Genomic DNA, 6,425 nt, shown 5'->3' with positions numbered 1-6,425 from the left:
ATTAAATACAATTATACTATAATCCTTTTTAACTATATTTTTCAATGAGAAATTATCAGATTTAAAGTTTTTAACAAGATTTTTTAATAAATCTGTATGTAAAATACGATTTATGGATTATAATATACTGGTATAATAATCTTTATGTTTTTATAAATAGACTATACTATAATAGAAAGGAAACTTCAATGAATATTACAGGAATAATAGCAGAATATAATCCATTTCACAATGGACATAGATATCATATTGAAAAGACAAGATCTGCAACTAAATGCGATGGAATAATAGCAGTACTGAGCGGAAATTTTGTCCAAAGAGGTACTCCATCCATTATAGACAAATGGACTAAAACCAATCTGGCACTTTTAAACGGTGTGGACTTAGTCATAGAACTTCCTGTACTTTACAGTTTATCTTCTGCAGAATTTTTTGCATTTGGTGCTGTAAGTCTTCTTGAAAATCTTGGTGTAGTAAAAAAACTGTGCTTTGGAAGTGAATGTGACAATATTCAGCTTTTAAAATCAATAGGTAAGATATTGTGTCAGGAACCTGATGAATTCAAGCATGCTCTAAAAAAGAATTTATTCTCAGGAATATCCTATCCTCAGGCTAGAAGCAGGGCATTAATCGAATTTTTACACAACAGAAACGATCCCGACTTCAAAGATTATGATCTGAAAAAAATACTGTCTTCTCCCAACAACATTCTTGCAGTAGAATACTGCAAAAGCTTATCAAAAATGGGAAGCAGCATTGTTCCTCTATGTATAAAAAGAGTTGGCAGTTCCTATGATAATTTAGAGATACAGAACAATTTTTCCAGTGCATCTTCTATAAGAAATTTTATAAAAAAGAAGGGTAATTTCGATGATTTAAAAAATAATTTACCTTCCAGTACATTCTCTATTTTAAAAAAGCTGCAGAATTCAGGATATAATTTCACTTTTGAGGATTCTCTAGTGCCCTATTTAAAATACAAGAACTTTTTCTATAATAAAAAGTTAAAAGAGCTTCCCGATGTATCTGAAGGTATTGAAAATAGAATATTCAATGCCATAAAAAATAATTTCTCCTACCAGAGTATTATAGAGGCATCCAAAACCAAAAGATACACTTACAGCAGAATAAGCAGAATATTGTGTCAATTCTTTTTGGGATTTGAAAATTTGGATACAGGAATCTTGAGAAAAAATACTTGCCCCTATGCAAGAATACTTGGTTTTAATGATACAGGCAAAAAAATTCTCAGAGAAGTCAAAAAAAAATCTCACCTTCCCATCTATATAAAAATTCCTCAAAAAACAAGTAAAATTCTAAGACTGGATATATTAGCTACTAATGCCTACAGTCTTTTAAACAAAAACGCACCTTTTAATAGCGATTATATTAAAAGTCCCATTATATATAATAGATAAAACTTAGAATAAGCATCCTACTTTATAAATATAATTTACTAAGGCACAGATCTTAGGTAAAAGTTTTTAGAAAGTAGGTAACTGCTGTTGATTGTTTTATTTTATCTTTTAATATTTACAATACTGTTTATTTTATGTGTTTCCATAAAAAATACAAATATTTTAATTACTATAGTGTGCACTATTTTAATAGGACAGATTATATTAGCCCCTAAAATATGTATAGACGGAGTGATATCTGGTGCTTTATTATTTTTTTATAAAGTATTTCCATCTCTATTTTCCTTTTTGGTTGTATCAAATATAATTTTGTCCTATGATGGGGTATACATATACTCTAGAGTAATAGGTAAACTTCTCTGCAGACCCCTTAAGCTTCCTGTTAATTGCAGTTTTGTATTGATAATAAGCATGCTCTGCGGATATCCTCTAGGTGCAAAATATGCCTGCGAATTATACGAAAAAAATTTAATAGATCTTTCCACCTGTGAAAGGCTTTTAAATATAGCTTCCAATGCCAGTCCTCTATTTGTACTGGGTTCCGTTGGCATATCGATGTTTAATAACTCCACTATTGGATACACACTATTATTATCTAATTTATTGTCATGTATATTCATGGGATTTTTAATGCCCTCTAAAAAAACATATAGAGCTCCCCTTCAGGAAAAAAGGCATATATATGTTCACGAAAATATTGGAAAATCACTTAAAAATAGTATTGAAAATGCTATAAAAAACTGTATGTCTATAGGAGGATTTGTTATCATATTCTCCGTAGTAAATAATATTTTAAAAAGTAATTTTTTATTTAATTCATTAATACATTGGGTTTCAAAATTCACAGGAATTTCTTATGACATAATAGAAGGAACTTTTCTCGGAACAATAGAGATGACCAATGGATGCAATTTGATATCCTCTTCTACTGCTTCACTCACTTTAAAAATCATTATTGTAAGCTTTTTATTTACTTTTAGCGGTGCCTCAATTATATCACAGGTTTATTCTTTTACTTATAAATTCAAAATATCCATGAAAAAATATGTCATCGGCAAAATATTTCAGGGAATTATATGTTCTGTACTGAGTTTTTCAATTTACACTTTATTTTTCAATAGATTATCAGAGGAAACATTTTTACCTTATTACAAAATCACGGGAGATTTAAGCGGTATACTTATATTCACTCTAACTCTACTTATACTTCCCTGGCTGCTGTTTAAAATGGTGAAACTATTTCATATCCCTTAATTCCTTTATATTTGCTCTTATGGAACTGGTTTTCAAATCTATATTGCCCTCTACATCATTTAAAAGTTTTTGAAATTCCAGTTTTAAATTTGTAAGCAGTTCATTACTTTTATCTGTTATCTCATTGTCTAACTGGCTCAACATTTCATCTGCATAATCTCTGGCTCCCAACCTTATAGCTTTGGCATTTTTCTGTGCAGATGAAATTATCTCCTGTGCTCTGATATTCGCTTCTTTGGTGATGTCATGATTCTCTATCTGTCTTCTCAGTAAATTTAAATTTTCTTTCTTTATATTATCTGCTTCCTGCACAGCCTCAGTTAAAATTCTATCCTTTTCTTCAACTATCCACTGTGCTTTTTTTAATTCACCAGGAAGGCAATTGACTATCTTGTCCAATATTTCTTGAATCTCTTTCTTATTTACCATAACCTTTCCCGTCATAGGAACTTTAGCGGAAGTATCCATAATTTCTTGAAGATATTCCAACAGCTTAATAGTATCCATAACTTTCTCCTCCCAAAGCTAATTAATAATTTTTATACATTCCATTAATTTTTTCTATAATATCAGGTATTATTTCTTCGGGAACCAGACCTTTAATGCATCCACCAAACATAGCAACCTGTTTTACCGATGAGGAGCTTAAAAACGAATTCATGGCACTGGACATCATAAATACAGTTTCTATATCTGGATCAAGTTTTTTATTCATCACTGACATTTGAAATTCATACTCAAAATCCGATACTGCTCTAAGCCCCTTCACTATAACTTTAATATGCTTTTTTTTCATAAAATCTATCAATAACCCACTAAAGCTTTCAACTCTTACATTAGGTATGTTTTTCACTACCTTTTTAATCAATTCAACTCTCTCATCTACATTAAAAAGTCCCTTTTTTTCAGGATTAATAAGTACTCCAACTACTACCTCATCAAATACCTTAGCTGATCTATTTATTATATCTAAATGTCCATTCGTTATAGGATCAAAACTTCCTGGGCATATTGCTGTGTTCATTTTAATTAATCCTCCTTGTATTTATAAAAACATAGAGTTGTGTTGCCATATTTTCTGTGATCTGTCAAAATTATATTGCTGGTTCCAATATATATTTTCTCACTGGTATCAATTTTGGTAACTATAATTCCATCTGGAATCAATAGATTTTCCCTTTCAATTATCTTCACTGACGGTGGAATCATATTCTTTTTATAGGGAGGATCAATAAATATTATATCAAATGCCTCTCTTTTTATACCCAATTCCTCAAGAGCCTTATAAGAATCCATATTCATAGCACTACACCTGGATAAAAACTTTAAATTTTCTATATTTTTTTCGAGACTAGAAAATGTATCACTGTCCCTGTCAACTAAAAAACACTTACTAGCTCCTCTGCTTACAGCTTCAAGTCCAAGGCTTCCTGTTCCTGCAAACAGATCCAACACAGTAGAACCATAAATTCTACTTTGAATTATGTTAAACATGGATTCCTTAACTCTATCCAAAGTAGGTCTTGTAGTATCATATCCATTTGGGGACAATATTTTTCTTCCTCTAGCAAGGCCTGAAATTATCCTCATAGACTTTCCTCCTATTTTAACTTTTTCATATACGTTATTTATTCTCTAATATTTTAACATATATATTTGCATTATTCAAAATCCACTTATATATTTGCCACGAGTTAATTAAAACTTATAAATTTTGATGTTCTCTTTAATTTTTTTTGTATTTCTTCTTTAATTCTTACATCCTCTGGATCTGTGCTTTTCAAGAGCCTTTTAGCCTCTAAATTGGCCTTTTTAAATATTTCTAAGTCTTCCACTAAATTTGACAAAATCAGCTCATCTTCTCCATGCTGCCTAAATCCGAAGATTTCACCTGCTCCTCTCAGTTTCAGATCCTGTTCTGAAATGTAGAATCCATCATTGCTGCACTTCATTATCTCCATTCTCTTCCTTATTATATCATTTTTAATATCTGCAATTAAAATACAATAGGCTTTATCCTCACCTCGTCCAACCCTTCCTCTAAGTTGATGAAGCTGTGCAAGCCCAAATCTTTCTGCATTTTCAACTATCATCACTGTGGCATTTGGTACATTTATCCCCACTTCTATAACAGTAGTGGATACCATTACTTTAATTTCACCTCTTTTAAACCTATCCATTATATCTTCTTTATCTTTAGAAGACATTTTTCCATGGAGCATCTCAATTTGGACATTCTTAAAATATTTTTCTTTAAGTTCCCTGTAGACATCCTCTACCGAGCTCAAATTTAACTGTTCATTTTCCTCCACCAGCGGACATACCACATACACTTGTTTACCTTTTTTTATTTCATCAAGGGCAAATCTATATACATTATCTCTGGAGTTTTTATCTCTATAATAGGTAGCTATTTTTTTTCTTCCCGGTGGGAGTTCATCTATGGTAGATACATCTAAATCCCCATATAAATACAAGCTCAGAGTTCTTGGAATAGGTGTAGCTGTCATAATGAGTACATCAACATTTTCCCCTTTGTTGGTAAGCTTGCTCCTCTGCATAACTCCAAACCTATGCTGTTCATCCGTAACTACCATCCCTAAGTTTTTAAATTGTACATCTTCCTGAATCAAAGCATGAGTACCTATCAATATATCTATTTTTCCCAGCTTCAGCTCCTGCTTTATCCCTTCCTTGTTTTTAGCAGTAGTACTCCCACAAAGTAATTTCACATTCACGCTGAATTTTTCTAAAAGTTTTTTAGCTTCTATATAGTGCTGAGTAGCCAGTATCTCGGTTGGAGCCATCAAAACCGCCTGGTACCCATTTTTTACCACATTAAAAATGGCTATGAGACCCACTATAGTCTTTCCACTTCCCACATCTCCCTGCAGTAATCTGTTCATTGGAACCTGTCTTTTTTCATCTATCAATATCTCTCTCATGACCTTTTTTTGAGCTCCAGTAAGTTCGTAGGGAATCATCTTTTTTAGCTTTATCAATTCCGGAGAAATTTTAAAGGCTATGCCTCTTTCATTGATAAAGCTATATTTGAGCATTAATATCTTCAAGGAATATATAAAAAGTTCTTGAAATTTAAGTCTTCTTTTGCTCTGGTTTAACTCCTTCAAATTAGCAGGATTATGTATTATTCGTATCGCCCTGTCTAGACTGTAAAATTTATATTTGTCAATTATCCATCCAGGGAGATTTTCCTCTATTTTTACTCCACGAAGTACCTCGGATATAAGCTTCATAAATGTATTATTTGTTATTCCTGATTTCAAAGGATATATTGGTATTATTTTTTCTTCTGTTTTATCCAATTTATGATCATTTACCATAACAGGATTTGTCATGTAACTTTGTCCTTTAAATTTCTGAACTTTTCCCATTATCCTATACTCATTATTCACTCTAAATTTATTTTTTATATAAGGCTGATTAAACCATCTCCCTTTAAAAACTGTGTTTTTGTTTTGAAATACTATAGTGGAAATAATCTTTCCGCTTTTAGTTCTGATATCCCTGCATATGTTTTTAACCCTACAGTCTATTATAACCTTTCCAACATTTTCATCCTTTAAATCTGAACAGCTAGAAATCACCTCATAATCTCTCGGAAAATACAAAAGTAAATCCAGTATATTGAATATAAAACATTTATTTAGAACTCCAGCCGTTACATCTCCAACTCCCTTTATACACTTTACATCATCATATGCATTCATAAATTTTCACCTACTTTTTCAC

At 31.3% G+C, this 6,425-nt stretch carries 6 protein-coding genes; 2 read left to right on the top strand and 4 right to left on the bottom strand.

Features of this window, described 5'->3' with window-relative positions; genetic code table 11:
* Positions 1-188: 188 nt before the first annotated feature.
* A complete protein-coding gene (locus J5G60_RS02310) occupies positions 189-1,418 on the top strand; it encodes a nucleotidyltransferase (RefSeq protein WP_150355880.1) in 1,230 nt (409 codons plus the stop codon).
* An 87-nt stretch (positions 1,419-1,505) separates the two neighbouring features.
* On the top strand, positions 1,506-2,672 hold the full coding sequence (ylbJ, locus tag J5G60_RS02305; RefSeq protein ID WP_150355879.1) for a sporulation integral membrane protein YlbJ: 1,167 nt from the start codon (positions 1,506-1,508) through the stop codon (positions 2,670-2,672).
* Here the strand turns inward: ylbJ and J5G60_RS02300 are convergent.
* The 4 genes from J5G60_RS02300 to recG form a co-directional block, all read right to left on the bottom strand.
* A complete protein-coding gene (locus J5G60_RS02300) occupies positions 2,655-3,179 on the bottom strand; it encodes an ATPase (protein ID WP_150355878.1) in 525 nt (174 codons plus the stop codon). The genes ylbJ and J5G60_RS02300 overlap by 18 nt on opposite strands.
* Positions 3,180-3,201: 22 nt before the next feature.
* Complete coding sequence (gene coaD / locus J5G60_RS02295; protein ID WP_150355877.1) at positions 3,202-3,696, bottom strand: pantetheine-phosphate adenylyltransferase; 495 nt, start codon at positions 3,694-3,696, stop codon at positions 3,202-3,204.
* Positions 3,697-3,701: 5 nt separating this feature from the next.
* Positions 3,702-4,262, bottom strand: a complete 561-nt coding sequence (gene rsmD / locus J5G60_RS02290) for a 16S rRNA (guanine(966)-N(2))-methyltransferase RsmD (protein ID WP_150355876.1) — start codon at positions 4,260-4,262, stop codon at positions 3,702-3,704.
* 104 nt (positions 4,263-4,366) lie between these two features.
* Positions 4,367-6,403 carry an ATP-dependent DNA helicase RecG gene (gene recG, locus J5G60_RS02285; protein WP_150355875.1) on the bottom strand — a complete coding sequence of 679 codons (2,037 nt, stop codon included), beginning with the start codon at positions 6,401-6,403 and terminating at the stop codon, positions 4,367-4,369.
* Positions 6,404-6,425 lie beyond the last annotated feature (22 nt).

Origin of the sequence: Clostridium sp. HV4-5-A1G, assembly GCF_900184915.1 — a bacterium.
Lineage (GTDB): Bacteria > Bacillota > Clostridia > Clostridiales > Clostridiaceae > Clostridium_B > Clostridium_B aromativorans.
The sequence above is the reverse complement of the archived record's forward strand: the minus strand, read 5'-3'. Positions and strand labels throughout refer to the sequence as shown.

Bases quoted from the DNA above. Each gene is read 5' to 3' on its own strand.
- coaD (WP_150355877.1), bottom strand. From the start codon at position 3,696: ATGAACACAGCAATATGCCCAGGAAGTTTTGATCCTATAACGAATGGA.
- J5G60_RS02300 (WP_150355878.1), bottom strand. From the start codon at position 3,179: ATGGATACTATTAAGCTGTTGGAATATCTTCAAGAAATTATGGATACT.
- rsmD (WP_150355876.1), bottom strand. From the start codon at position 4,262: ATGAGGATAATTTCAGGCCTTGCTAGAGGAAGAAAAATATTGTCCCCA.
- recG (WP_150355875.1), bottom strand. From the start codon at position 6,403: ATGAATGCATATGATGATGTAAAGTGTATAAAGGGAGTTGGAGATGTA.
- J5G60_RS02310 (WP_150355880.1), top strand. From the start codon at position 189: ATGAATATTACAGGAATAATAGCAGAATATAATCCATTTCACAATGGA.